General features: G+C 63.2%; 22 protein-coding genes and 1 riboswitch. Of the genes, 11 read left to right on the top strand and 11 right to left on the bottom strand.

What is annotated here, in order from left to right:
* From fliD to ACWBU6_RS18390, 7 genes are all read right to left on the bottom strand, one after another.
* Entirely contained in the window at positions 1-1,392 is a 1,392-nt protein-coding gene (gene fliD / locus ACWBU6_RS18420) for a flagellar filament capping protein FliD (RefSeq protein WP_452644846.1), read from the bottom strand.
* A gap of 87 nt (positions 1,393-1,479) precedes the next feature.
* Positions 1,480-1,911, bottom strand: a complete 432-nt coding sequence (gene fliJ / locus ACWBU6_RS18415) for a flagellar export protein FliJ (protein ID WP_452644845.1) — start codon at positions 1,909-1,911, stop codon at positions 1,480-1,482.
* Positions 1,908-3,218, bottom strand: a complete 1,311-nt coding sequence (fliI, locus tag ACWBU6_RS18410) for a flagellar protein export ATPase FliI (protein WP_452644844.1) — start codon at positions 3,216-3,218, stop codon at positions 1,908-1,910. Before fliI ends, fliJ begins: the two co-directional genes overlap by 4 nt.
* Entirely contained in the window at positions 3,215-3,925 is a 711-nt protein-coding gene (gene fliH, locus ACWBU6_RS18405) for a flagellar assembly protein FliH (RefSeq protein ID WP_452644843.1), read from the bottom strand. Before fliH ends, fliI begins: the two co-directional genes overlap by 4 nt.
* Positions 3,925-4,953, bottom strand: coding sequence for a flagellar motor switch protein FliG (locus tag ACWBU6_RS18400; RefSeq protein WP_452644842.1), 1,029 nt, complete (start codon positions 4,951-4,953; stop codon positions 3,925-3,927). Before ACWBU6_RS18400 ends, fliH begins: the two co-directional genes overlap by 1 nt.
* Complete coding sequence (gene fliF, locus ACWBU6_RS18395; RefSeq protein WP_452644841.1) at positions 4,934-6,706, bottom strand: flagellar basal-body MS-ring/collar protein FliF; 1,773 nt, start codon at positions 6,704-6,706, stop codon at positions 4,934-4,936. Before fliF ends, ACWBU6_RS18400 begins: the two co-directional genes overlap by 20 nt.
* A 36-nt stretch (positions 6,707-6,742) precedes the next feature.
* Positions 6,743-7,093: a flagellar hook-basal body complex protein FliE gene (locus ACWBU6_RS18390; protein WP_452644840.1), complete on the bottom strand. Its 351-nt coding sequence runs from the start codon at positions 7,091-7,093 to the stop codon at positions 6,743-6,745.
* A gap of 387 nt (positions 7,094-7,480) precedes the next feature.
* Here ACWBU6_RS18390 and ACWBU6_RS18385 point away from each other — a divergent pair, with 387 nt between their 5' ends.
* The 11 genes from ACWBU6_RS18385 (at position 7,481) to ACWBU6_RS18335 (ending at position 19,358) form a co-directional block, all read left to right on the top strand.
* The gene (locus ACWBU6_RS18385) at positions 7,481-8,335 is read left to right on the top strand and encodes a FliM/FliN family flagellar motor switch protein (protein WP_452644839.1); all 855 of its coding nucleotides are present in this window, start codon (positions 7,481-7,483) and stop codon (positions 8,333-8,335) included.
* 2 nt (positions 8,336-8,337) lie between these two features.
* Positions 8,338-8,712, top strand: coding sequence for a FliM/FliN family flagellar motor switch protein (locus ACWBU6_RS18380; protein WP_426172241.1), 375 nt, complete (start codon positions 8,338-8,340; stop codon positions 8,710-8,712).
* Entirely contained in the window at positions 8,709-9,455 is a 747-nt protein-coding gene (fliP, locus tag ACWBU6_RS18375; RefSeq protein ID WP_452644838.1) for a flagellar type III secretion system pore protein FliP, read from the top strand. Before ACWBU6_RS18380 ends, fliP begins: the two co-directional genes overlap by 4 nt.
* Positions 9,456-9,466: 11 nt before the next feature.
* Positions 9,467-9,739 carry a flagellar biosynthesis protein FliQ gene (fliQ, locus tag ACWBU6_RS18370; protein ID WP_130311928.1) on the top strand — a complete coding sequence of 91 codons (273 nt, stop codon included), beginning with the start codon at positions 9,467-9,469 and terminating at the stop codon, positions 9,737-9,739.
* A 6-nt stretch (positions 9,740-9,745) separates the two neighbouring features.
* Positions 9,746-10,528: a flagellar biosynthetic protein FliR gene (locus ACWBU6_RS18365; RefSeq protein ID WP_452644837.1), complete on the top strand. Its 783-nt coding sequence runs from the start codon at positions 9,746-9,748 to the stop codon at positions 10,526-10,528.
* Positions 10,521-11,666: a flagellar type III secretion system protein FlhB gene (flhB, locus tag ACWBU6_RS18360; protein WP_452644836.1), complete on the top strand. Its 1,146-nt coding sequence runs from the start codon at positions 10,521-10,523 to the stop codon at positions 11,664-11,666. The genes ACWBU6_RS18365 and flhB overlap by 8 nt, the downstream gene beginning before the upstream one ends.
* Entirely contained in the window at positions 11,663-13,756 is a 2,094-nt protein-coding gene (locus ACWBU6_RS18355) for a flagellar biosynthesis protein FlhA (RefSeq protein WP_452644835.1), read from the top strand. The genes flhB and ACWBU6_RS18355 overlap by 4 nt, the downstream gene beginning before the upstream one ends.
* Before the next feature lie 145 nt (positions 13,757-13,901).
* Positions 13,902-14,052: riboswitch (FMN riboswitch) on the top strand.
* A 101-nt stretch (positions 14,053-14,153) separates the two neighbouring features.
* A complete protein-coding gene (ribB, locus tag ACWBU6_RS18350) occupies positions 14,154-14,795 on the top strand; it encodes a 3,4-dihydroxy-2-butanone-4-phosphate synthase (protein ID WP_452644834.1) in 642 nt (213 codons plus the stop codon).
* Positions 14,796-15,059: 264 nt separating this feature from the next.
* Entirely contained in the window at positions 15,060-16,952 is a 1,893-nt protein-coding gene (locus ACWBU6_RS18345) for a clostripain-related cysteine peptidase (protein WP_452644833.1), read from the top strand.
* A 373-nt stretch (positions 16,953-17,325) separates the two neighbouring features.
* Positions 17,326-18,390 carry a hypothetical protein gene (locus ACWBU6_RS18340; RefSeq protein WP_452644832.1) on the top strand — a complete coding sequence of 355 codons (1,065 nt, stop codon included), beginning with the start codon at positions 17,326-17,328 and terminating at the stop codon, positions 18,388-18,390.
* A 17-nt stretch (positions 18,391-18,407) separates the two neighbouring features.
* Entirely contained in the window at positions 18,408-19,358 is a 951-nt protein-coding gene (locus tag ACWBU6_RS18335) for a DUF3616 domain-containing protein (RefSeq protein ID WP_452644831.1), read from the top strand.
* Between the two features lie 65 nt (positions 19,359-19,423).
* Here ACWBU6_RS18335 and ACWBU6_RS18330 read toward each other — a convergent pair whose 3' ends face one another.
* The 4 genes from ACWBU6_RS18330 to ACWBU6_RS18315 are packed head-to-tail and all read right to left on the bottom strand — an operon-like array spanning position 19,424 to position 25,264.
* On the bottom strand, positions 19,424-20,119 hold the full coding sequence (locus ACWBU6_RS18330) for an aquaporin (protein WP_452644830.1): 696 nt from the start codon (positions 20,117-20,119) through the stop codon (positions 19,424-19,426).
* The gene (gene xdhB / locus ACWBU6_RS18325) at positions 20,116-22,461 is read right to left on the bottom strand and encodes a xanthine dehydrogenase molybdopterin binding subunit (protein WP_452644829.1); all 2,346 of its coding nucleotides are present in this window, start codon (positions 22,459-22,461) and stop codon (positions 20,116-20,118) included. The genes ACWBU6_RS18330 and xdhB overlap by 4 nt, the downstream gene beginning before the upstream one ends.
* Complete coding sequence (gene xdhA / locus ACWBU6_RS18320) at positions 22,458-23,945, bottom strand: xanthine dehydrogenase small subunit (RefSeq protein ID WP_452644828.1); 1,488 nt, start codon at positions 23,943-23,945, stop codon at positions 22,458-22,460. The genes xdhB and xdhA overlap by 4 nt, the downstream gene beginning before the upstream one ends.
* 17 nt (positions 23,946-23,962) lie before the next feature.
* Positions 23,963-25,264, bottom strand: coding sequence for an NCS2 family permease (locus tag ACWBU6_RS18315; RefSeq protein WP_452644827.1), 1,302 nt, complete (start codon positions 25,262-25,264; stop codon positions 23,963-23,965).
* Positions 25,265-25,326 lie beyond the last annotated feature (62 nt).

Genomic DNA, 25,326 nt, shown 5'->3' with positions numbered 1-25,326 from the left:
TCAGGAATCGGATTTGCTGAACATCGCTTCAAACATGCTGGACGTCCCGCTCATCTGGGACTGCAGGCTTTGCAGCTGGGTGAACTGGGCCAGGTAGCGTTTGTAAGCGTTGTCGTATTGGGTTTCCAGCACGGCCTGGCGGGCCACCAGCTGGCTCTGCAGTTTTGCGTTGGCATCCTTGCGGCTGGCCAACTGGCCGGTGCCGGCCTTGGTCCAGCTGCCGACCAGGGTGTCGAGGTTGCCCAGCACGCCGGTGGGCGTGGTGCCGGCCTTGCCCAGGATGGCGTCCAGGCCGGTCGGATTGGTGGTCAGCGCCTTGTCCAGGCGCGTCTTGTCCAGCGCCAGGGTGCCGTCGCGCTGGGCAGTGACGCCGTAATTGGCCAGGCTGAGGCCGCCCACCGAGGTGCGCAGCAGCGATTGCATGCGCGACTTCAGCGAGGCAATGCCGGCGTCGGAAGCATAGATGCCGCCGGCGGTGCCCTTGGTCGGGTCGCCGGTGGCCGTCAGTTCGCCCAGTGCCGCCAGCATCTTGTTCCACTGGTCGACGAAATTCTGCACATTGGTGGCGGTGGCGCTGCTGTCGCGCGCCACGCTCAGCGTGACCGGCACGCCGCCCGTCTGCGCCTTGGTGAAGGTCATCGCGACGCCGTCCACCACGTTGAACGTGTTGGACGCCTGCGTCATCTTGTTGGCCGGGTCGCCGCCCGGGGCGCCGACCCACACCACGGCGTCGGTGCCGGCCTGCAGCACGCGGTTGCCATCGCCCAGCTGGGCTTGCAGGGCCGGGTCGCCGAGGTTGGCGACGTCGATGCCGGCCACGCCATTGGCCTGGCCGGTCACATTGGAGGTCAGCACCAGGCGGGTCTGGCCATTGACGGTCAGGGTGGAGGCGGTGACGCGCGAATTATTGCTCGCTTCCAGGTTGATGGCCGCGGCAATCTCTTTCGCGCTCAGCGCATTGTTCAAGTCTTTGTCGCCATTGGCCAGGTTCACCGTGAAGCTGCTGCCGTCGGCCAGCTTGACCGACAGCGTGCCGGCAGCCGCGCCCACCACGTTGGAATCGGTGACGCCGCTGTAGGACACCTGGCCGACCGTGGCCAACTGCTCGACATAGAACTGGTAATTGCCGGCCGCCGCCGTGGCAGAGGCAGTGGCGCTGCCGACATCGGAACTGAAGCTTGCCTTATTGGCCACCACCGAGCCGGACGAGGTGGTGCTCGACAGGGAGGCGCGGAAGGTGCCCAGCGCAGAACTGAGCTTGGTCAGCGCCTTGTCGATCAGGGTCGCGGCCGTCGACTGCGAATCGAGCATCGACTGGCGGCCCTGGATATACATCTGCGCCAGCTGGGCAGCCGTGGTCTTGGGATCGTAGGTGGGGACAGAAGTAGCCATTTCTCGTGCTCCGAAGAAATTAAATGAAGTGTACCAAGGTAAGAGGCGACCAAAGTGATGACTTCATGAAATATTCGGTTCAGCCTTTCATTTATGTCCGCGGTACCACAGTTGGGTTGCCAGTTCGTCATGCCGCTTGCGCTCCTGTGCGCGCTGCGCCGTGGCAGCGGCATCCTGGTGGCGCTCGAGCACCTGGCCCAGCACTTCGCGCTTGACGTAGGCGGCGGTCAGGGCGCGCTGCGACACGGCCATGTCGGCCTCGTGCATGTGCAGGTTCAGGCGCTGGCTGTCGGCCATGGCCATCACGCCTTGCTTGTAATCGCCGCAATTGATGGCCAGCGCCATCGGCAGCCGGCCAGAGGCGCCGCTGCTCTGGTACAGGTCGGTCAGCTTGTCGAGGGTCTTCCTGTAGCGCTCGCGCACGCTTTCCTTGGCGGCCATTTCCGTTTGCAGTTTGTCGACTTCATTGCTGCGCATGTCGACCAGGGTCGACAGGCTGCGGATCGTGGTAGTGGTCATGCCATCAACCTTTCAAGTTGGTCAATGCAGTTAGCGTAAGGGGCCGGTTCCTTGGTCCCCTGGCACAGGAATTCTTCGATATGCGGATGCAGGTTGACTGCCTTGTCGGTCACCGGGTCGGCGCCGGGCACATAGGCGCCCAGCGGGATCAGGTCGCGCACCCTTTCGTGGCGCGCCATCGACGCTTTCAGGGCGCGCGCAGCCAGCATGTGCTCGCGCGTGATCACGTGGTTCATGCAGCGGCTGATCGAGGCGGCAATATTGATGGCCGGGTAGTGGCCGCGCTCGGCCAGCTCGCGCGTCAGCACGATGTGGCCGTCCAGGATGGCGCGCGCGGTATCGACTACCGGGTCCTGCTGGTCGTCGCCCTCGGCCAGCACGGTGTAGATCGCGCTCATGCTGCCGTAAGGGTTCTCGCCATTGCCGGCCGATTCCACCAGCTGCGGCAGGGCGGAAAACACCGACGGCGGATAGCCCTTGGTGGCCGGCGGTTCGCCCAGCGCCAGCGCCACTTCGCGCAGCGCCATCGCATAGCGGGTCAGCGAGTCGACCAGCAGCAGCACGTTCTTGCCCTGGTCGCGGTAATGGGCCGCGATCGAGTGGCACAGTTCGGTAGCCATGATGCGCATCAGCGGCGACTCGTCGGCCGGCGCAATCACCAGCACGGCTTTCTTCAAGCCTTCCGGGCCGAGCGACATTTCGATGAATTCGCGCACTTCGCGCGAACGCTCGCCGATCAGGCCCACCACCACCACGTCGGCCACGGTCTGGCGCGTGATCAAGCCCAGCAGCACGGACTTGCCGACGCCGGAGCCGGCCATCAGGCCCACGCGCTGGCCCTTGCCCAGTGTCAGCATGCTATTGATTGCGCGCACGCCGACGTCGAGCGCGTCGACCACCGGCTGCTTCTTCAGCGGGTTGATGCGCGGCGGCTGCATGTCGAGCGGATATTCGCCGCCCAGCTTGCCCAGCCCGTCGATCGCTTCGCCGATGCCGTTGACCATGCGGCCCAGCCAGCTGTCGCCGATCTGCAGGCTGCCCTTTTCATTGGACGGCAGCACGCGCGCGCCGGTGGTCAGGCCGGCTGCTTTCTTGAACGGCATCAGGAAGGTCAGCTTCTCGCGGAAACCCACCACTTGCGCGTCGAGCCAGTCGCCATCGACTGTCTCGATCTGGCAACGCTGGCCGGTATGCAGCTTGCAACCCGTGGCCTCCAGCAGCAAGCCCGATGCCCCCACCAGCCGCCCGGTCGGGGTGGCCAGCGGTACGTCATCGAGTTCCAGTTTGCGCAGTGCGTCGGCAATCATTCTTCACTCTCGGCGTCGTCACCGCCATCGGCGGCCTGCAACTGATTATCGACCTGTTCCATGACAGCAGCAAGACGCTGGTGGCAGCCGGCATCGACTTCGCTGTCGCCGGCGCGGATGCGGCATTCGCCCAGGTCGAGGCGGGCGTCGCCGATCAGGTTCCAGCGCTTGGCGCGCTTCGGATCGACTTCCATGATGCGTTTGACTTCTTCCGGATTCAGGTAGACATCGATCTCGTCGCGCGTGGGCGGCATCGAGGCCAGGGTCTCGTCGACCAGGGCCATGATCTGCACCGGCTGCAGCGCCAGTTCGGCGCGGATCACGTTGCGCGCCACCTTGGCCACCAGGTCCACCACTTCCTTGCGCTGCGCCGCGCGGTAATCGGCGCGCAGCTTCTTCAGCGACTTGAGCATGCCGTCCACCGGGCGCGCCAGGTGGTCGAAGCCGACCAGGGTCTCCTGGCGGCCTTCTTCGCGGCCCAGTTCGACGCCTTGCTGGCGGCCCGCTTCGAAGCCGTCTTCCTGGCCGCGCTGCAAGCCGATTTCGTAGCCGTCGCGCTGGCCCTGCTCGAAGCCTTCGCTGACCGACGCCTGCCACTGCGCGGCGTCGGCCAGATGGCCCTGCCCGGCGCCACGCTGGCCGTTGGCGCCGTGCGTGTGCACGTACTGCTGCAGGGGCGGGAAGCGATAAGGGCGGAACTGTTTCATCACTCGACCACCGTTTCAGCGAACAGCTGCACTTCCACTTCGCCGGCATCGGCCAGCGCTTTCACGGTGGCCATGATTTCCTGGCGCGTCGCCTCGATGCGCGACATCGGCACCGGACCGGCGCGGCGCATCATGTCTTCGAACGATTGCGCCTGGCGCTTGGGCATGGTCTTCAGCACCGCATCGCGGATGGCCTGTTCGGCGCCCTTGAGCGCGATGGCCCACTGCTCGAGCGGCACTTCCTCGATGATGCGGGTGAGGGTGACTTCGGTCTGGGTCGACAGGATCAGGAAGTCGTACATCTGCATCTCGATCTGTTCCACCACTTCCGGATCGTGGGCGCGCAGCAGCTCGACGATCTGGGCGCGGTTGCCCGGCAGGCGGTTCAGGATCTCGGCCACCTGGCGCACCCCTTCCACGCTGGTCGACTGCGAGTCGAACGAGGACAGGCAGCGGTTTACCAGTTCGTCCAGCTCCAGCAGCAGGTCGCGGTCGATCTCGTCCAGGCGCGCCATGTTCAGCAGCACCAGGTCGCGCCCTTCCAGCGGCAGCGCGTCGAGGATCTGGCCGGCCAGCGCCGGCGGCAGGAAGGCCAGGAACACCGCCTGCATCTGCACGTGTTCGTTGGCGATGTAGTCGGCCAGCCACTTCGGCGAGGCCCATTGCAGGCGCGCCATTTTCGGGCGCAGCTCGTCGCCGTAAATGTTGTTCAGCACGGTATTGGCGATATCGCCGCCCAGCGCCAGGTCCAGCGAGCGCTTGAGGAAGGAGCGTGAAGCGCCGTGCACGCCGGACTGCTGGCGGTAATCGTCGAAGAAGGTCTGCATGGCGTTCTTCACGGCCTCGACCTTGATGCCGCTCATGCGCGACATGACCTGGGTCACTTCCAGCAATTCCTCGCGCGACAGGCAGCGCAGCACGGCGGCCGCCGGCTCTTCGCCGATCGACAGCAGCACGATGGCGGCTTGCTCGACCGGGCTCAGGCTGTGCTCGTTGTCCAGTTCCTGGTTATTGTTGATGTCGGCCATTTTTCTGCATCCATTGTTTGACGACTTCGGCTACGCGTTCCGGCTCTTTTTCCGCCAGTACCTTGAGGTGGTCCACCATCACGTCGACCGGCGAGCCGGCCGGCGGCAAATCGTAGTTCTCCAGCAGCGGCACCACCGGCATCTGGCTGCCTTCCAGCGCGCCCGGCTTGGCCGCTGCCGGCGCTTCCGGAGAGCCTAGTGCAGCCGCCGCGGCAGCGGCGCCCGGCACGGCGCCGGCCGTGCCCGCGATCGGCGTGGCTTCGGCCTGGCGCGCGGCGGCGCCGGCCAGGGCCGGCTTGGCGCCCTGGGCCGGGGCGGCCGGTGCGAAGCGTGCGCTGAGCAGGCGCAGCAGCGGGCGGGCCAGCAGCAGGTAAGCCAGCAGCAGCGCCACCGCATAACCGAGCCAGTTGGCCGAATCGACCACCGTGTCGCGTTCCTGCCACCATGGCAGGGGTGCCGCCTTGGCCGGGAAGTTCATGGCGCTGACCACCAGCTTGTCGCCGCGCTCTTCATTGATGCCCAGGCCGTTGCGCAGCACCTTGTCGATGTTGGCGATCTCCGGCGCGCTCCAGCCCGTCTTGGGGAAGGGCGCCGCGGCATGCGCCAGCACCACGGCCACGTTCTGGCGCACCAGGCGGCCGCGGGCGCGCTTGGTCTGGGTGATGCTGCGGTCGTAGGCGTACTGGCGCGTGGTGGCGTTCTTGCGCGCCGTGCCGTCCGGGGCCTGGCCGGCGGCGGCACCGCCTTGTGCGGCGGCCTGGGCCGCCGCGGCATCGGCCGCCTGCTGTTGCGGCGGACGGTTCGACAGCGTGCCCGGCACGCCCATCGCGATGCGGTTGCGGTCCTGCTCCTCGCGCATGGCCTCGCTGGTCACCTTGGGCTCGGCGCCATATTTTTCAACGGTTTCTTCGACCTTGTCGTTGTCGACATCGGCCGTCACGCTGACGCGGAAATTGCTGTCGCCGACGATCGGACCCAGCAGGCCCTTGATGTTGGCGCGGATTTCTTCCTGCTGGCGCCTGGCGTTTTCGTTGCTGGCAGTGGAGGCATCGAAGGCTTCGCTCAGGTCGACGTGCGAGGACAGCAGGTTGCCGGCCTGGTCGACCAGGCTCACGCGCGCCGGGCTCAGCGAGGCAACGCTGCCCGACACCATATTGACGATGGCGGCGATATGTTCGGGCGCCAGGCTGCGTCCCGCTTTGGTAGCGATAACTACGGACGCCGACGATTTCTCGCCATCACTCGATACGAAGGAGGTGGACTTGGCGATCGACAGGTGCACGCGCGCATGCGCAATGGCATCGAGGGTCATGATCGATTGCGCCAGTTCGCCTTCCAGGCCGCGGCGGAAGCGCACGTCCTGCACGAATTGCGACACGCCCAGCGGGTCGCTCTTGTCCATCAGTTCGAGCCCGGCCGGCAGCTGTGCGGTCACGCCCTTGGCGGCAAGCAGCATGCGCACCCGGCCCAGCTGGTCTTCCGGCACCAGCACCTGCCCGGTTTCCGGATGGATGCGGTAGGCAAGCTTTTCCGTATCGAGCACGCTCATCATGTCCGCTGTCGCGACTTTTTCGCGCTGGCCGAAGACCGGCTTGTAGCCGCTCTGGTCCTTCCACAGGACCATCAGCACCAGCGCCGTCACGCCGACAGCCAGCAGCAGCAGGGGGTACAGGTTCTTCAGGACAGCAGGCGGCAGCACTGGTGCCGCAGCGCCCCGCCAGCGTCCGAGGGCGGACTTGAGGTTAGCAATCACGTCAGGTCTTTCGAAAGGGAAGGCGGAAACAACAGCTTACAGCGGAAGCTTGATCAATTCATCGACCGCGCCCATTACCTTGTTGCGCACCTGCATCAGCATCTGGAACGACAGGCTCGCTTCCTGGCTGGCCAGCATGGCGCCCACCAGGTCGTCGCTGCGGCCGGCATCGACATCGGCCATCTTTTGACCGGCATCCAGGTCTTGCGCATTGACGCCGGCAATGGCGTCTTGCATCGTCTGGGCAAAGGAGAAGGCGGCACCGGCCTGCGGCGCATTGAACTGGGCGGCCGGTGCGATGACGTTGGCTTGCTGGGCGAGCTCTGCGGCCGCGTTGTTCAGGGATGCCAGGTCGGCCTTGATCAGGCCGGCGAATTCATTTGCCATAAATCACCTCAGGTTGGTTGCGTCAGGGCGCGCTTTCGTTACCAATACTGCAACATGATTAACTTCCAGCTATTAACCAGCAATCTGGACTAAATGTTAAATGGTGCCGTACGGGAACATGCATAGTAACCCGATTTCGGGATCGTAACAACCGCTTACAAATCGCAAAACTTCTTATAAATCATGCACTAAGGGTAGTTTTTGCAACCAACTGATGTTACCTTGCACTAATGAAGCTTACTCTGTGGAAACTTTTATGTAAAGTCTTTTTGACCGAAGAGATACTTGATTCATGGCAATACTGGGGGATTTGAGTTATTCTACGCTTCCAAGATCATCCTGAGCGGAGAACTTTGCGCTAGGATGGCAGCAGACGGATGGCCAACTATGACTACCTCTCAAAGCACTGTGCGATACGAAGTACTTGACCCTTGCTTGCTGGGGCGGCCGGTGCACCGGCTGCCCGAGTTTGCCGCGCAGTTGCGCGACGACCTGGCCCAGGCCATGCGCCTGAATGTGCACCGGCGCTACTGGGGTACTTTCCAGGTCGACGATGTCGCCTTCAGCCGTCTCGAGGGCAGCGAGGCGCGCCAGCGCTGGCTGGGCTTCACGGCGCCATCCGGGCAACTGGGTTTTGCGCTGGAGCGTAAGATACTCCTGGGGGTATTGAATTACCGTTATGGGCGCGCCAGCCGCGCCGAGGCCGCTGTTGACGAACAGGCAGTGCGCGTTACCGCTACCGAAGAGCGCCTGGCTGTGGTGCTGGGGCAACAGTTGGTGAGCATTCTGGCCGCGCGCATTGAAAGTAACCTGCCCGATGGCGGCCAGCAACTTGGCGAAGAAGAAAGCATCAAGGCCGGCAGCGGCACCCAGCCCGGCAAGGGAAGCTGGGTCATTACTGTTGCGCTGAGCGATGGCGAACTGCAGGGCAGGGCCTGGTTCGCGCTCGACAAGCAAGTGATGGGCAATGTGCTGGGCGGCCTGATGCCCGCGCGCGATGCCGGCAAGAAGAGCAACAAGCATCCGGGGCCGCTGGCGGCGCGGCTCCAGGTTGGCCTGAGCGGCCGCCTGGTTTCCAAGGAAACCACGCTGGGCGCCATGTTCGACCTGCGTGTAGGCGATGTCATCCCGATCAGCCTGCACAGGGCAGACGTTATGCTCGAAGAATCCCGCCTGTTTACAGCTGCGGTCACTGAGCACAAGGGCAAACTCTGCTTAACCTCTTTTGAAGATATCGAATGAATATGATGAATAACCCGAACGGTTCCAACGATTCGATGCTGGACGATATGTCGGAAGAAATGATCATCGACCAGGTATCGCAGGATCTGAGCGATGTGCCGGCGCCGCGTGCCGGCCGGCGCGACCTGCCGGCCATGATGCGCAAGATTCCCGTCACGCTGACGCTGGAAGTGGGTTCGGCCCGCCTGTCGCTGCAAGACCTGATGCAGATCGGCCCGGACAGCGTGGTGGAACTGGACATGCTGGCCGGCGAACCGTTGACCATCAAGGTCAACGGCACCGCGATCGGCCGCGCCGAGGTGGTGGTGGCCGGCGAAAATTACGGCCTCAAGGTCATCGATCTGGACGGGTTGAACCTCGACATGATGGCGCCATGACCGGGCGCCGCCTGGTACCCGGCCTGGCGGCCGGGGCAGTGCTGCTATGTGCCTGCGCGCCCGCGTGGGCGCAGGATTTGCTGGCCGGGGTGGTGCCCGGCGCCAAGACCGACTTGTCGGTGAAGATGCAGATCCTGATCATCATGACCCTGCTGGGCTTGCTGCCCGTCATGGTGATGATGATGACCAGCTTTACCCGTTTCGTCATCGTGCTCTCGCTGCTGCGTTCGGCCCTCGGCCTGCAGCAGGGCTTGCCCAACCGGATTATCACCGGCGTGGCGCTGATCCTGACCTTGCTGGTCATGAAGCCGATCGGCGACGCCGTCTGGCGCGATGCCTTCGTGCCTTACGACCAGGACAAGATCGGCCTGCAGGATGCGCTGAAAATCGCCGAGAAGCCGATTGCGCGCTTCATGCTGGCCCAGACCAGCAAGGCGTCGCTGCGCCAGATTGCCCACCTGGCGGGCGAGGGCGCGATCACCAATCCGGCCGATCATGCCTTCACCGTCAAGCTGGCTGCCTTCGTCCTGTCGGAACTGAAGACGGCGTTCCAGATCGGCTGCCTGCTGTTCATTCCCTTCCTGATCATCGACCTGGTGGTGTCGTCGGTGCTGATGGCCATGGGTATGATGATGCTGTCGCCACTGGTGATTTCGCTGCCGTTCAAGCTGCTGCTGTTCGTGCTGGTCGATGGCTGGACCTTGACCGTGAATACGCTCGTGACGAGCATACAGGCCTATTAGGTGACAAAGCGATGCTGACGCCCGACGTGGCCGTCGACCTGATCGTCGAGGCCCTGCATATCGTAATGATCATGGTCATGGTGCTGGTGGTGCCAGGGCTGGTGGCGGGCCTGCTGGTGGCGCTGGTGCAGGCCGCCACGCAGATCAATGAACAGACGCTGAGTTTCCTGCCGCGCCTGCTGGTCACCCTGCTGGCCATCGTGATGACCGGGCGCTGGATGTCCAGCTACCTGATGGATTATTGCGTTTCGATTTTCCAGCGTGCGGCAACATTGGTCGGGTAGCGCGCCATGGAACAAGTCCTGGCAAACCTCCTGGTGTGGCTGACGGCAATCTGGTGGCCCTTCGTGCGCTGCATGGCCATGCTGAGCGCGGCGCCCGTGCTGGGCGAGCTGATGGTGCCGGTGACCGTGCGCATCCTGGTGTCGCTGGTGCTGGCGATCATCATGCTGCCGCTGACCGAAGGACAGGTGGTGCAGGGCATCGACCCGATTTCCGTGCAGGGCATCGCCGTCACCCTGGAGCAAGCCGTGATCGGCGGCGTGCTTGGCCTGGCCTTCCATTTTTCCATGTCGGTGATCGCCGTGCTGGGCTACCTGGTGTCGAGCCAGGTGGGCTTCTCGATGGCGGTCATGAACGACCCGACCAATGGCACCATGTCCGACGTGGTGTCGGCGCTGCTGACCATGCTGGCCATCGTGATATTCTTTTCCATCGACGGCCACCTGGTCCTGGCCGGCGTGATCGGCGCCAGCTTCAAGGCCTGGCCGCTGGGCGGCGGCTACCCGGCGTTGCTGCTGCAGACCGTGGCCTGGAATGTGGCGTGGATTTTCGCGGCGGCCCTGCTGCTGGCGATACCGGTGGTGTTCTCGGCGCTGGTGGTGCAGCTCGGTTTCGGCTTCCTGAACCGCGTAGCGCCGACCTTGAACCTGTTTGCATTGGGCTTTTCGGTGATTACCATTTTCGGCCTGTTGATGCTGGGCCAGGTGGTGCGTTTCATCCCGCAGCATTACATCCGCATGTCGACCCGCGTGCTCGACATGATCCAGCAACAGATGGTGCCCCATGGCTGACGACAGCGGCGGCGACAAGTCAGAGAAGGCTTCAGCGCAGAAGCTGAAGAAGTCCCGCCAGGAAGGCCAGGTGGTGCGTTCGCGCGACCTGGCGACGGCGATCGGGATCCTGGTGTCGCTCAAGCTGTTCGTGTTCATGCTGCCGGCCTACCTGCTCGATTTCCGCGAAATCTTCCACCAGGCGTTTGCGCCGCTGGAAGGCGAGGGCGCGCTGGAAAACGTCATGAGCACGGTATGGCTCAGTTCCGCGCTGCTGCTGGTAAAGATGGTGCTGCCCCTGTTCGTGGTGCCGCTGTTCATCGTGCTGGGCGCCATGGTGCCGGGCGGCTGGGTGATGAGTGCAAAGAACTTCCAGCCCAAGTTCGAACGCTTCAATCCGGTGACCAACCTGGGCCGCCTGTTCTCCAAGAAGCACGGCTTCGAGCTGCTGGTATCGATCGGCAAGGCGGCGGTGCTGGGCTGGGTGCTGGTGCATATCGGCACCAGCACGGTCAACGAATATACGCGCCTGCAGGGGCTGGGATTGAATGAAGCCATGATCGCGGGCGCCAACCAGATGCTAAATGGCGTGATGGCGATGGTGGCCGTGTTCATCATCTTTGCCATCATCGACGTGCCGGCCCAGGCCTATTTCTTCGCCGAGCAGCAGAAGATGTCCAAGCAGGAGCTCAAGGAAGAATACAAGACGCAGGAAGGACGCCCTGAAGTGCGGCAGCGCATCCGCCAGCTGCAGCGCGCCCTGGCCGAACGCGCCGCGCGCAAGATCGTGCCGGGCGCCGACGTGGTGATCGTCAACCCGGAGCACTATGCGGTGGCGCTCAAATACGACGAGAAGCGCGCCGAGGCGCCGTTCGTGCTGGCCAAGGGCGTCGACGAGATGGCGCTGTATATCAAGCGGCTGGCGCAGGAGCACGGGATTGACGTGCTTTCGCTGCCGCCGCTGGCGCGCGCAATTTACAATACCAGCCAGGTCAACCAGCAGATTCCCGTGCAGTTGTACCAGGCTGTTTCCATGGTCCTGCATTATGTGCTGCAGCTGAAGGCGTTCCGTGAAGGGCGCCGTCCATCGCAGCCCAATCCGCTGGAAGCGGCGCAGGTACCGGTTCCAACTTCCATGAGTGAGGCAGCAACGACATGAATTTCCTGAAGGGCTTGTTCGCAGAAGCGGGACGCCACAAACTTGCCACGCCGGTATTCCTGCTGGCGATCCTGGCGATGATCATCCTGCCATTGCCACCTATCCTGCTGGACGTCCTGTTCACTTTCAATATCGTCCTGGCCCTGATCGTGATCCTGGTCAGCGTGAACGCCAAGCGGCCGCTGGACTTTTCGGTATTCCCGACGGTGATCCTGGCCACCACGCTGATGCGGCTGACGCTGAACGTGGCCTCGACCCGGGTGGTGCTGCTGCATGGCCACGAGGGCACGGACGCCGCCGGTAAGGTGATCGAAGCCTTCGGCCACGTGGTCATCGGCGGCAACTACGTGGTCGGCATGGTGGTGTTCGTGATCCTGATGATCATCAACTTCGCCGTGGTGACCAAGGGCGCCGAACGTATCTCCGAAGTGTCGGCGCGCTTCACCCTGGACGCCTTGCCGGGCAAGCAGATGGCGATCGACGCCGACCTGAATGCCGGACTGATCAACCAGGAAAAAGCGATCCAGCGCCGCAAGGAAGTGGCGACGGAAGCCGATTTCTACGGCGCCATGGATGGCGCGGCCAAGTTCGTGCGCGGCGACGCGATCGCCTCGATCCTGATCCTGATCATCAATATCGTTGGCGGCGTCGCCATCGGTACCGTGATGCAGGACATGAGCTTTGGCGACGCGTTCCGCCAGTATGCGCTGCTGACCATCGGCGACGGCCTGGTGGCGCAGATCCCGGCGCTGCTGCTGTCCGCTGCCGCGGCGATCATCGTGACCCGCGTATCGGAGACGGAAGGCAGCGATTTCGAATCGCAGGTGGGGCAACAGTTGCTGGCATCGCCGAACGTGCTGTTCAGCGCCGCGGCCGTGATGGTGATCATCGGCCTGGTGCCGGGCATGCCGAAGCTGAGCTTCCTCACGTTTGCCGCGGTTCTGGGCTATGTGGGCTGGCGCCTGTACCAGCGCCAGGGCGCGCCGGTGGTCGACAATATCGCCGCCATCGAGGCGGCGCTGCGCGAAGAGAAGGTGCCGGAGCTGGAATGGCAATCGCTGCCTGTGGTGCAGCCGCTGCAGGTATCCCTGGGCTACAAGCTGGTGGGCATGATCGACAAGGCGCATGGCGAAGTACTGACCAAGCGCCTGCGCGGCGTGCGCCAAAGCTTGTCGGAGGCCATGGGTATGGTGCTGCCGCAGATTCATGTGCGCGACGACCTGGGCCTGAAGCCGACCCAGTATTCCGTGGTGCTGGGTGGCTCCGCGATTGCGCTGGCCGAGGTGTTTGCCGACCGCCTGATGGCGATTCCTTCGCCGAACGTGTACGGCCAGATCGACGGCATCCCCGGCGTGGAGCCGGCCTACGGCATGCCCGTGACCTGGATCGAAGCCAAGGACAAGGCGCATGCGCTGGGCCTGGGCTACCAGGTGGTGGAGGCGCCAAGTGCGATCGCAACCCACGTGTCGAAGCTGATTCGCGAGTACCTGCCGGAGCTGTTCCGACATGAAGACGTGGCGGCGCTGATGGAGCGCCTGACCGCGCTGTCGCCCAAGCTGGCCGGTTCGCTGGACAAGGCCCTGACGCATACACAGTTGCTGCGCGTGTTCCGTGTGTTGCTGCAGGAATCGGTGTCGCTGAAGGACATCGTACCGATCGCCACCACCTTGCTCGATTCATCCGAGACCACCAAGGACCCGATCCTGCTGGCCGCAGAAGTGCGCTGCGCGCTGCGGCGCCAGATTGTGTCCGGCCTGTTCGGGCAGAAGACGGAGATGCTGGCCTTTAACCTGGGCGGGGAGTTGGAGAACATGCTGCTTGGGTCCCTGAACCAGGCGCGCCAGTCCGGTAAGGTGGTGTTGGACAATTATCCGATCGATCCGCATCTGCTGGCGCAGCTGCAGGTGAATATGCCGGTGGCGCGCGAGCAGATGAAACAGCAGGCGACACCGCCGCTGCTGCTGGTGCTGCCGCAGATTCGGCCGCTGCTGGCAAGGTACGCGCGGCTGTTTGCTCCGGGGCTGCATGTCCTGTCGTATAACGAGGTGCCGGAGAATCGCGAAGTTTCCATCATCGGTACCGTTGGCTAAAACGGTAAACTTGTAGCATTAGTTGGCGCACAACCGCAACCCGCAGCAGGTGAGCTGACTGGGTCTGACCCTACGGGTCAGACCCAGGTTTACCGGTTTTCAAAAAGACTGTTAGAATCCCGCCGCCTGCACCTGCAGGCAAAAAATACGTCTTCGGGGCGGGGTGCAATTCCCCACCGGCGGTAAGAACGGCAACGTTCAAGCCCGCGAGCGCCTGCCTGGCGGTATCGGGTAGGGTCAGCAGACCTGGTGCGACTCCAGGGCCGACGGTATAGTCCGGATGAAAGAAGATGTGCGCTGTTGCGCGTGTTCCCGGTCCGCCTTGGCGGCACGGGCGGCCGCGCCTATTCGCTTGCCCTGGAGCGTTTTTCGTTAACTTTAGCGAGGAGCGTTTCCTATGTTGTCCCCTGAACTGACCCTTCAAAGTACCGATCTCGAAGCCCGCATGCATGCGGCGCTGGCAGCCATGCGGGCCGGCGTCCCAGTGATACTGCTGGACGATTTCGACCGCGAGAACGAGGCCGACCTGATCGTCGCCACCGACCGCCTGACGGTCGAAACCATGGCCCTGCTGATCCGCGAATGCAGCGGCATCGTGTGCCTGTGTCTTACCGCCGACAAGGTGCGCGACCTCGAGCTGCCGCCGATGGCCGCCGACAACGGCAGCAAATACGGCACGCCGTTCACGGTCTCCATCGAAGCACGCCATGGCGTGACGACCGGCGTGTCCGCCGCCGACCGCGTCGCCACCATACGCGCTGCCGCAGCGCCGAATGCGCGTCCGGAAGACGTGGTGCGCCCCGGTCATGTATTCCCATTGCGCGCCACGCCAGGCGGGGTGCTGATGCGCGCCGGCCATACCGAAGGATCGGTCGACCTGGCAAGCCTCGCGGGCCTGGCGCCGTCGGCGGTACTGTGCGAGTTGATGAATCCCGACGGCACCATGATGCGCGGCGAAGCCATCGAACAATTCGCCCGCTTGCATGGCATGCCGATCCTCACGATTGCCGAGCTGATCGAATGGCGTAAGCGTGGCTAAAAGCCGGTGCCAAGTCTGTCATTCAGACGCCGGGTGTGTACTTTGCTCGGCTAGGGGAGGTCTCTTTTGGCTGAGAAAGTTCCGGCAGGTATCAATAGTGCGTCAAGCGTGTCCGAATGACAGACCAGGCACCGGCCTGGACAGCGAGTCCAACCATACTCCCGTTGCATAATCCAGCGCATTCAAGCCTGCGTTTGATCGGTATCAACGGCACCACTGGCGAACCAAGGAGAATGGAACGGTGGTTCCAGCCGGGAGAACGTGGTGAAGACATTTTTTGGACTTAAGCAATCACTGATCATCATGATTGCGCTGGTGCTGGGGGCGTGCAGTGGTGGCGGGAATAATGGTCCGGATAAGCCGCCCGCGGATCTCCCGCTTACGTCGTCGAAAACAACCCTGATGGTGTACTCCGTCGTCTCCAACCTTTCCGCGGGAACGGACGACCTACTAAACGAGCTCCGGTCGGTCGGATCGACGCAAGACTTCAATATCGTCGTCCAGACTGGCGGCGGCAGCGGCGGGTACCGGGACAACAGCCGCTTCAGGATAAGCAACCAGGGCGGCTTCGAAGCTCTTCCAGTCAGGGCGACATCGCTGATGACGACGACGGCTGAACTTGAAGACTTTGTCAATGCGGCCATTACGCGCTTTCCTGCCAACCATTACCACTTGATCCTGGTGAACCACGGCGGGCTGGGCGTCTATGGTCAGGACGACCGCGATCCATCGCGGCAGCTTTCGCCGCAGGATATCGCTTCGGTGATCAAACGGACGGGGATCAAACTGGACCTGTTGGGACTGGACACATGTTTGCTGGCCACATCGATCGTGGCGCAGGAAATGGCGGGTGCGGCTAAGGTACTGCTTGCATCAGAGGAGATCGGCTGGTCGGGAGGATACTCCAACTGGGACTTCGGGCAGCTGAGGAACTTGAAAACATCGCCAGGCGCGACCGTCGCGGTGGCCAAGGCCCTGGCAGATTCCTACATTGCCAGGGCACCGTCCGTTGGACTCAGAAAGACCATCTCGGTGATCGACCTCGCCAAGGCACAATCCTACTTTTCCCGGTACGAGGAATTGCTCAACCGCCTGACGACATTGCTGACAGCCGATGCCGCTGGCAATGAAGTGAAGAAGCGCATTGCCAATGCCAGGAAGCGTTCTTACCCGTTTGGCTCGTTCCTGGATCAAAATTTCCGTTACGACGTGGATGTGCGTCAGTTTCTCGAATTGCTGCGGGCAGAGAATATCGGCGCCAGCACCAATTCGCTTATCGATTCAACGTTGAGTGAGTATGCCAGTGCGGTGCTTTATTCGCGGAACGCTCTGGTTCCGAGCGCAACTGGGCTCAGCATGGTGGTGCCGGCCTTCACATCGAAGGGCAGTATCAGCGGCACGATCAATACCGCATCGGCTATGGTGACGGGCTCCGCTTCCCGTCCCTTCCTCGCAAAATATGGCGCCATCGTCAGCAGCTTCGCCACCCCGGTCAGCGCTACCGAACGGACCACGGTGGTAGCCAGCGGCACCGGTGGATGCATCGTCGGGGTGACGTGCAAACCCGGCCAGATAATTGTGTCCGCCAAAGATGGCGTGCTCCTTGGAAGTGTTGAGTTACCTGATGAGATTGCATCGGTTTCGGCCTATCTGCAGACTGCGGAAGGCATCCTGCTCCAGTCGCGAGACCTGCCGTTGGACGGTACCGATTTCCGCTATCAATATGACGGACAAACCTACAAGGTGAATGGCTTGGATACATTTGCCAGCGTCGGGCAGCCAGACACGGGCGACGCGCGCGCGGTGCGCTTGTCTCTCTACATTGATGGCAAACCGTATGTCGGATTACTGCTCGATAACGGTCGTGATCAGCTTGCAATCACTTCCCTGTCGCGATTGCCGGAGGCAGGCGAAAAGCTGCTTTCCCCGCTCATGATGCCTGGACAAGTGATCGGCAGCGGCGCGCGGGTGCAGGGCACGCGCGCGCAGTTGAACGATGCGGACGGCACACTTTCCTACGTCGTTTCCGGCCCTGGCGTGCAGACGAACTCCTTAAGCGTGCAGCGCGTCGCGAACAATTCTGCCGTGTCGGGCTTTGTCCGGATCCTCAGCACAAGCGGGGAGCATAGTGATACACAGCTGTTACGCCTGAAATAGCAAGGCGAGAATCAAATGCCACGTGGACCTGTTGCGCCGGTTGCCGTCCTACCGGCCTGCTTAACGAGTGACTGCGGTAAGTCGATGGGATACCCTTCTTCAAGGCTTGTCAGACCATCCATCGCTTCCGCCGCCAGGCGCAAGCACATCGGCGAACGCCACAATTATTATCAAATTAAAAATATATTGACATGCCGCAAGCCGCGCTGAAAAATTGCTCCTTCTATTTTCCAAGTATGTGGAGCGAATATGGCACAGCGTGAAATCAGCAACGACGGCATAACGCTCATCCAGAAATTCGAAGGTCGTCCCGACGGAAATCCGGCGACCGCCAACCTCGACCTGTTCCTGACACCTGCCTAGGAGCGCTGCAATGAAACTTTCCAAGGAAATGGGCCGCTTGCTGATGGCGACGCTCGCCCTGTTTGCCATCGGCCTTTTCGCCACGTTGGCTTACCGCGGCCACCTGGCCGCATTGGGCCCGCCGACCCTCCAGATCAACAGGGTGGTCCAGTTGAATGTGCTGCCAAGTACGAAGTGCAGCGACATCGCGGCACTGTCCAAGGTCGGCTTGTATGTGCAGGGGATGGACACGGGGCTTTCAGCGATTGGCTGCGATGACCGGCGCCACACCATGTCATTCTTCCTGCGGCATGACAAGTCCGCGAAAAAGCTTTCTCCCGCGGCCGATGAAGCCGTCTGGAGCACCATTACCGGCTCGCCGCTGGAAACGGTGCTGGCCGGCCGTGAGCTGGACTACGATATTCGATGGACCCGCGAAGACAACACGGTCCAGTCGCTCGCCATTGCCGAGCACCGGGCGTCGCTGCGCATCTTCAAGAGCTGGGCGCCGATGGTGGTGACGTTTGTGGTCTGGATTTGGTTATTGCTCATCTATCTGGGAGCGAAGTCGGCCCTGCTGCGTGATCCGGCGCCGAGGGGCACGCCACTGGAGAAGCGTACGTTCAGCCTGGCAAAGACCCAGATGACGTGGTGGTTTGCCATTATTTTTGCATCATTCGTCTTCCTGTGGCTGGTAACGGGGGAAACGCCTTCGCTGAGCCCGCAAGCGTTGATGTTGCTTGGCATATCGACGGTGACTTCGGTCGCTTCCAACGGGGTCAGCGGGGCGCGCACCTACGACTGCGGCGAACGGGGCAAGTTCCTCGTCGAATTGCTGTCGGATGAGAACGGTATTGCAATCCACAGGTTCCAGATGCTGGTCATGACTGCCACGCTGGGACTGCTGTTCCTGTACGACGTGGTGTCGATGCTGATCATGCCCGAGTTCGACACTTCATTGTTGACGTTGATGGGCATCAGTGCAGGTACGTATGTCGCACTGAAGATCCCGGCACAAGGCTCTACATCGAAGTCGACCGAAGCCCCCGCCGAGGGGACTTCGGAGCCGCGCAGCGATTACAAGCCAACCAACTGATCTTCCGGAGACATCCCATGCGCCAACGTGATTTCTTGCCTTGCTTGTGCGTTTTGGCCTGTGCGGCCTCCGTTTCCGCAACCGCTGCGCCGGTCGTGTATCACGGGCTATGCGATGCATCGGCTGCGGTCATGCTGGATAAGGACAGGTTTGTTGTTGCGGACGATGAGGACAACGTCCTGCGCATCTATAGTATTGCGGCGTCAGGGGAACCGGTAAGGGTGGATCTGGCACCGCTCTTGGGCGGCAAGAAGGAAGCCGATATCGAAGGTGCCGCGCGCATTGGCGACCGCATTTACTGGATTGCGTCGCATGGTGCCAGTAAAGACGGAGAGGAGCGGCCGGCTCGGCGGCGATTCTTTGCTACTGATGTCGCCAATGGCGCTGACGGTGTTGTGGTGCACGCAGCTGGCAAGGCAAGTAAGGAGATCACCCAGCTGCTTACCAACGATATCGGCCAGGCATATGGTCTCGAAGCCAAAGCGAGAAATCCGCCGGAATCGAGCGAAGGGCTGAGCATCGAAGGCTTGGCTGTCAGGCCGGATGGCAGCGTGTTGATCGGTTTCAGGAACCCCATACCGCATGGCCGCGCGCTGGTCGTGCCGTTGAAGAACCCGTCACAACTGGTGGCCGAGTCGCCCACAGCTCCGGACTTCGGCACGCCGATTGAAATCGATCTTGGCGGACTTGGTATCCGCAGCATGGAACTGGTTCCGGGAAAGTCCGAATACATCATCGTCGCCGGAGCGGCCGGTAAGGGCAAGTTTGCGCTTTACCGCTGGCGCGAGGGCCTGCAGCCGGTGCGTCTGCATGTTGATGTTCCGCCCGGATTTCGGCCGGAAGCGCTGATGCTCGATGCCGGCCGCAAGGCCATGCACCTGCTTAGCGACGACGGCGATGAATGCAAGGATAAACCTGCCCGGCCCAGGACGTTCAGGCTGCTGACTTTGCCAATGCCCACCTGGTAGTGCGGCCTGGCCCGCTTTTGGTCTTTCCAATAGAAGGCACAGGCGCAGGCCCCGACGAGCTGCGGCTAAGGGCGTGAATCGGCCGCGCCCATGACGCCCGGATTTCCCGAAGTCTGGTGGAACCAGGTAAATACCGCGCTCGCCGCAATGGCGCCGAGCAGCTGGGCAGCGATATAGGCGGTGGCGCCATCGGCAAGGATGCCTGCACTGGTATTGGTCGCCGTGCGTGCCAACGTCAGGGCCGGGTTGGCAAATGCACTCGATGCCGTGAACCAGTAGGCGGAAACGATATACGCCGCGACGGCAAACGGCGCAACTGCGGGCCGGTTGCGCGCGCAGCCCCGGATGACGACGATCAGGCCGAAGGTAGCCACAAACTCGCTCCACCATTGCGCCGCGCCGCTCCTGGCGTGGGTCGCCGCAGCAAATGCCGGCTCACCAAACATTGCGTGTGCTGCGGCAACGCCAGCGAATGCGCCAAATACCTGCGCCGCCACGTAGGGCAGCGTATCGCTCCACTTCATGCGGCCTTGCCATGCTTCGGACAGCGTGACCACCGGGTTGAAGTGAGCGCCGGAGATGGCGCCAAAGGCCAGGATCAGCGCCAGCAGCCCGCAGCCGCTGGCGACTGAATTGGCGATGAGGGCGATGGCAGCATTCCCCCCGGCCAGGCGCTCGGCCATGACGGCCGAGCCGACCACCATGGCCAGCAGCAGCGCCGTGCCGAGTGCCTCGGCGGCAAGGCGTCTTGCGAGCGTCATGCCTGGGCGCGGACGGCGTCCACCGCGTCGAGGATCGCTTCGCCGGTAGCGGGGGCGCGCAGCGGCGGATTGATGCGGTAGCCGCCGACCGACGCTACCGCATCGCGAATGGCCAGGAACACCGAGAACGGCAGCAGCAGCGGCGGCTCCCCGACCGCCTTGGAGCGGTGGATGCTGTCGAAGGGATTGCGGTTTTTGAACAGGCGCACATTGAAGTCTTCCGGGCAGTCGGAGACTGCGGGAATCTTGTAGGTCGATGGCGCGTGCGTCATCAGCTTGCCCTGCTGGTTCCACCACAGTTCTTCCGTCGTCAGCCAGCCCATGCCCTGCATGAAGGCGCCTTCCACCTGGCCGACGTCGATGGCGGGATTGAGGGAATTGCCGGCGTCGTACAGGCAGTCGGCCTTCAGCAGCTTCCATTCGCCGGTCAGCGTGTCGACGATGACCTCGGAGACCGAGGCACCGTAGGCATAGTAGCCGAAGGGGTTGCCGCTCATGGTTTCGCGGTCCCAGCTCAGGCCGGGCGTGGCGTAGAAGCCGTCGGACCACAGCTGTACGCGCGCCAGGTAGGCTTTCTGCACCAGGTCCGCAAACGGTATGGCGGTTTCGCCGGCGAATACGGTGCCGTTGGCGAGGATGACTTCGTCAGCAGTGACGCCGTACGATCTGGCGGCGAATTCCACCAGCCGCTTGCGCAGGGTGTGGGCCGCGTCCTGCGCGGCCTTGCCGTTCAGGTCGGCGCCGGTCGATGCGGCGGTGGCGGAGGTGTTGGCGACCTTGCTGGTGTCGGTGGCGGAGGCGCGCACGCTGGACAGCGGAATGCCCAGTTCATGCGCCACCACCTGGCACACCTTGGTGTTGATGCCCTGGCCCATTTCGGTGCCGCCGTGGTTCACCAGCACGGAGCCGTCGACGTAGATGTGCACCAGGGCGCCAGCCTGGTTGAAGTGGGTGACGTTGAAGGCGATGCCGAACTTCACCGGGGTCAGCGCCAGACCTTTCTTCAGCACAGGACTGGCCGCGTTGAAGGCGCGGACGGCAGCGCGGCGGCTGCGGTAAGCGGATTCGCTTTCCAGCTGCGCGACCAGTTCGTGGATCACGTTGTCCACCACCTTCTGGCCGTACTGCGTGATATTGCGGCCTTCTTCGTCGTTGCGGCCGTAGAAGTTCAGCTTGCGCACGTCCAGGGCATCTTTGCCGAGATTACGGGCGATCTCGTCGACGATATACTCAATCGCGATCGCGCCTTGCGGACCGCCGAAGCCGCGGAAGGCGGTGTTGGACTGGGTGTTGGTCTTGCCGGCCATGGCGCGGATGTCCACGTCCGACAGGTAGTAGGTGTTGTCGAAGTGGCAGATGGCGCGCGTTGCAACCGGTGCCGACAGGTCGGCGGAAAAGCCGGCGCGCGTCACCATCTGCACCCTGGCGGCGGTGATCAGTCCCTGGTTGTCGTAGCCGATTTCGTACTCGTAGTAGAAGCAGTGGCGCTTGCCGGTGACCATCATGTCGTCGTCGCGGTCGGCGCGCAGCTTCACCGGCCGTTTCAGGCGCGCGGCGCTGATGGCGGCGCAGGCGGCCCACAGCGCGGACTGCGATTCCTTGCCGCCGAAGCCGCCACCCATGCGGCGGCATTCCACCACCACCGCATGCGACGGGTAGTGCAGGGCGTGCGACACCACGTGCTGCATTTCGGTCGGGTGCTGGGTGGAGCAGTAGACGTGCATGCCATTGCCTTCCTTCGGGATGGCATAGGAAATCTGGCCTTCCAGGTAGAACTGCTCCTGGCCGCCGACGTGCAGCTTGCCTTTGAGGATGTTCGGCGAGCGCTCGAACGCGGCCTGTGCATCGCCGCGCGTCAGGCGCATGGGAGGCACCACGAATGATTCTGCGTCGCGCGCGGCTTCCGGGCTCAGGATGGCAGGCAGCTCTTCGTACCGGATATCGGCCTTGCGGGCGGCGCGCCGGGCGTTGTCGTGGCTGTCGGCGACCACGATGAACACCGGCTGGCCGACGTACTCCACTTTTTCCTCGGCGAGGATCGGGTCGTCGTGGATGATCGGGCCGCAGTCGTTGGTGCCGGGGATGTCCTTGCAGGTGTATACCGCCACCACCCCCGGCATGGCCTTCACCGGCTCCAGGTTGAGCGACACGATGCGTGCGTGCGCCTTGGCCGACAGGCCCAGTGCGGCGTGCAGCGTGCCTTGCGCTTCGGGGATGTCGTCGGTGTAGACGGCCTCGCCCAGCACATGCAGGATGGCCGATTCGTGCGGGTGGCTCTGACCCACTTCGGACCAGCCCTTGGCGGCGCCGAGCGTCATGAACTGTTCGGACTTGCTGTTCATGCGGCGGCCCCTTCCTTGAATGCGTAAGCGTTGACGCAGTTGTTCGGTACGGGACCTTCCGGACAGGTCTCCATCCAGAAGCGGCGCAGCAGGTTCTGCGCGGTGCGCATGCGGTAGTTGGCGGAGGCGCGCATGTCGGTCAGCGGCGTGTAGTCGCGCGCCAGTGCGTCCATCGCGGCGCGCAGCGCGGCTTCATTCCACGGCTGGCCGTTGATGGCTGCTTCGGCCTGCGGCGCGCGGCGCGAGGTGGCGGCCATGCCGCCGTAGGCGATGCGGGCATTGCGCACGACGCCGTTCTCCAGTTCGAGCGAAAAGGCGGCGCAGACGGCGGAAATGTCCTGGTCGTAGCGCTTGGCCAGTTTGTAGGTGCGGAATTGCTGGCCTGCGCGCGGGGCCGGAATGCGCACCGCCTCCACGAACTCGCCCGGCTGCCAGTCCTTCTTCATGTAATCGAGATAGAAATCCTGCAGCAGCAGGACGCGCTGGCCTTTGTCGGAGCGCAGCACGATCTCGGCGCCCAGCACGATCATCCACGGCGCGGAATCGCCGATGGGGGAGCCGTTGGCGACGCTGCCGCCGAGGGTGCCGGTACTGCGGATTGGCTGCGAGGCGAAGCGCTGCCACAACTCGTGCAGCGAGTCGTCCGGATAAAGTTCCAGCACGGCCTTGTAGGCGTCGTCCAGCGACACGGCGGCGCCGATTTCCAGCTTGCCGTCGGCGGCGGCAATGCGGTGCAGTTCCTGCACCTGGCGGGTGTAGATCACGTCGCCCAGGTTGCGCATTTGCTTGGTGACCCAGAGGCCGACGTCGGTGGAGCCGGCCAGGATGGTGGCAGCGGGCTTGGCCGCGCGCAGGGCGGTCATTTCGGCCAGGGTGCGCGGCGCGTGGAACGTCTGGCCGTCGTGGGTGTAGCTGAACATGGTGTCTCGCCGCAGGCCTTGCAGGACTGCCTTCAATGCTGCGCGGTCGAAGCTGACCGCTGGCAGCTCGCCCATGCGGGCGGCTGCGTCAATAATCGGGCGGTAGCCCGTGCAGCGGCACAGGTTGCCGGACAATGTCTCATCGATCGTCTTGCGGCAGGGCGGCGCGCTCCGGCCTTCCTGTTTCAGGTACAGGCTCCAGAGCGACATGGCGAAGCCGGGGGTACAGAAGCCGCACTGCGAGCCATGGCATTCCACCAGCGCTTCCTGCACCGGGTGCAGGGTGCCGTCGGGTTGTTTCAGGTCTTCCACCGTAAACAATGCCTTGCCGTCCAGGGTGGGCAGGAACTGGATGCACGAGTTCACGTTGCGCATTTCCAGTTCGCCATCCACCAGCGAGCCGATCACCACGGTGCAGGCGCCGCAGTCGCCTTCGGCGCAGCCCTCCTTGGTGCCGGTGCAGTGCAGGTCTTCCCGCAGGTGCTGCAGCACCGAGCGGGTGGGGGCGGCGCAATCGACTTCCTGCACGCGCCCCTGGTAGAAGAAACGAATCGGTTGGGACATCTTTGCTACTCCTTGCTTCAACCTGGGATGTAAATCAATTTGAACAGGAATACGCCAGCGACACACCAGATCATGGCGCTGACTTCTTTGTATTTCCCCGTCAACAGCTTCAGGCCGGCGTAGCTGATAAAGCCCAGCGCCAGGCCGTTGGCGATCGAATAGGTGAACGGCATCACCAGGGCGGTGACGACGGCGGGAACGCTTTCGGTGGTCTCGGCCCAGTTGACTTCGGCCAGCTCGCGCAACATCAGGCAGGCGACGAAGAACAGGGCGGGGGCGGTGGCGTAGGCGGGCACCACGCCGGCCAGCGGGGCGATGAACAGCGCTGCCAGGAACAGGCCGGCGACGGTGACTGCGGTCAGGCCGGTACGGCCGCCGGCCTGCACGCCTGCGGCGCTTTCGATGAAGGCGGTGGTGCTCGAGGTGCCCATCACGGAACCGGCAATGATCGCACCGGAGTCGGCCAGCAGGGCCTTGTTCATGTTCTTCGGCAGTTTGCCGTCCTTCATCAGGCCGGCGCGCTGGGCGACGCCCATCAGGGTGCCGGTAGCGTCGAACAGTTCGACCAGGAAGAACACCATCACCACGGTAAACAGGCCGTGCGAGACGGCGCCGACAATGTCCAGCTCGAGCGCGGTTGGCGCGATCGATGGCGGGGCGGAGACGATGCCGTTGAACTGGTTGCCGCCGAAGAAGAAGCTCAGCACCGTCACGGTCATGATGCCAATCAGCAGGGCGCCGGTGACGCGCAGGCGGTCCAGGGCGACGATGACGAGGAAGCCGACGATGGCCAGCACCGGCGCCGGCTTGTGCAGGTCGCCCATGGTGACAAAGGTCGCCGGGTTGGAAACCACGATGCCGGCGTTCTTGAGCGAGATCAGCGCCAGGAACAGGCCCACGCCTGCCGGGATGGCGATGCGCAGCGACTGCGGGATGGCATTCATGATCTGCTCGCGGATACGCAGCAGGCTGACGATCATGAAGCAGCAGCCGGAGATGAACACGGCGCCCAGCGCGGCCTGCCAGGGAAAGCCCATGCCCTGCACCACGCCGTAGGCGAAGTAGGCGTTCAGGCCCATGCCCGGGGCGAGGCCGATCGGGAAGTTGGCGTACAGGCCCATGATCAGGGTGCCGACGGCGGCGGCAACGCAGGTCGCCACAAAGACCGAATCCTTGGGCATGCCGGCATCGCCCAGGATGGAAGGATTGACGAAGATGATGTACGCCATCGTCAGGAAGGTGGTGAGGCCGGCCAGCACCTCGGTGCGCACGGTGGTGCCGTGCTCACTGAGTTTGAAATATTGATCCAGGAACTTCATTTGGTTTGTCTCCGTTTAGTTTTTTGCGCCCGAAATTCCGCCTCTCCGGGCGGACAAATATG

It is taken from the genome of Pseudoduganella sp. HUAS MS19 (genome assembly GCF_053615455.1).
Note: the sequence above shows the minus strand (reverse complement) of the source record. Positions and strands in the feature narration are given on the sequence as shown.

Coding starts and splice junctions, on each gene's coding strand:
- fliD (WP_452644846.1), bottom strand. CDS start 1,392: ATGGCTACTTCTGTCCCCACCTACGATCCCAAGACCACGGCTGCCCAG.
- fliJ (WP_452644845.1), bottom strand. CDS start 1,911: ATGACCACTACCACGATCCGCAGCCTGTCGACCCTGGTCGACATGCGC.
- fliI (WP_452644844.1), bottom strand. CDS start 3,218: ATGATTGCCGACGCACTGCGCAAACTGGAACTCGATGACGTACCGCTG.
- fliH (WP_452644843.1), bottom strand. CDS start 3,925: ATGAAACAGTTCCGCCCTTATCGCTTCCCGCCCCTGCAGCAGTACGTG.
- ACWBU6_RS18400 (WP_452644842.1), bottom strand. CDS start 4,953: ATGGCCGACATCAACAATAACCAGGAACTGGACAACGAGCACAGCCTG.
- ACWBU6_RS18390 (WP_452644840.1), bottom strand. CDS start 7,093: ATGGCAAATGAATTCGCCGGCCTGATCAAGGCCGACCTGGCATCCCTG.
- ACWBU6_RS18385 (WP_452644839.1), top strand. CDS start 7,481: ATGACTACCTCTCAAAGCACTGTGCGATACGAAGTACTTGACCCTTGC.
- ACWBU6_RS18380 (WP_426172241.1), top strand. CDS start 8,338: ATGATGAATAACCCGAACGGTTCCAACGATTCGATGCTGGACGATATG.
- fliP (WP_452644838.1), top strand. CDS start 8,709: ATGACCGGGCGCCGCCTGGTACCCGGCCTGGCGGCCGGGGCAGTGCTG.
- fliQ (WP_130311928.1), top strand. CDS start 9,467: ATGCTGACGCCCGACGTGGCCGTCGACCTGATCGTCGAGGCCCTGCAT.
- ACWBU6_RS18365 (WP_452644837.1), top strand. CDS start 9,746: ATGGAACAAGTCCTGGCAAACCTCCTGGTGTGGCTGACGGCAATCTGG.
- flhB (WP_452644836.1), top strand. CDS start 10,521: ATGGCTGACGACAGCGGCGGCGACAAGTCAGAGAAGGCTTCAGCGCAG.
- ACWBU6_RS18355 (WP_452644835.1), top strand. CDS start 11,663: ATGAATTTCCTGAAGGGCTTGTTCGCAGAAGCGGGACGCCACAAACTT.
- ribB (WP_452644834.1), top strand. CDS start 14,154: ATGTTGTCCCCTGAACTGACCCTTCAAAGTACCGATCTCGAAGCCCGC.
- ACWBU6_RS18340 (WP_452644832.1), top strand. CDS start 17,326: ATGAAACTTTCCAAGGAAATGGGCCGCTTGCTGATGGCGACGCTCGCC.
- ACWBU6_RS18335 (WP_452644831.1), top strand. CDS start 18,408: ATGCGCCAACGTGATTTCTTGCCTTGCTTGTGCGTTTTGGCCTGTGCG.
- ACWBU6_RS18330 (WP_452644830.1), bottom strand. CDS start 20,119: ATGACGCTCGCAAGACGCCTTGCCGCCGAGGCACTCGGCACGGCGCTG.
- xdhB (WP_452644829.1), bottom strand. CDS start 22,461: ATGAACAGCAAGTCCGAACAGTTCATGACGCTCGGCGCCGCCAAGGGC.
- xdhA (WP_452644828.1), bottom strand. CDS start 23,945: ATGTCCCAACCGATTCGTTTCTTCTACCAGGGGCGCGTGCAGGAAGTC.
- ACWBU6_RS18315 (WP_452644827.1), bottom strand. CDS start 25,264: ATGAAGTTCCTGGATCAATATTTCAAACTCAGTGAGCACGGCACCACC.